Annotated in this window: 1 pseudogene; it reads left to right on the top strand. The window is 65.3% G+C overall.

Features of this window, described 5'->3' with window-relative positions:
- Nucleotides 1-196: pseudogene (locus VR44_RS28450) on the top strand (PRC-barrel domain containing protein); the annotation flags it as partial.
- Between the last annotated feature and the right edge of the window lie 52 nt (nt 197-248).

The raw sequence follows: 248 nt of genomic DNA, 5'->3' as shown, positions 1-248 counted from the left end.
GGGCAGGGAAGTGCTCCTCCCCGCCGGCACGATCACCCGAATCGATACCGCCGAGGAGAAGATCTACGTCGACCGGACCAAGGAACAGATCAAGGACGCCCCCGACTTCGTCAAGGAAAAGCACCTCGGTGACGCCTCCTACCACCAGGAAGTCGGCGGCTACTGGGGCGACACCGTGCGTCGCCAACAGCGGTGACAGCACCGCGTAGACAGAGCCGGGTAGGTACCCCCCACGGACGGGCAGGGGT

The organism is Streptomyces katrae (assembly GCF_000966975.1).
GTDB lineage: Bacteria > Actinomycetota > Actinomycetes > Streptomycetales > Streptomycetaceae > Streptomyces > Streptomyces katrae.
This window is presented reverse-complemented; position numbering and strand designations above follow the sequence as displayed.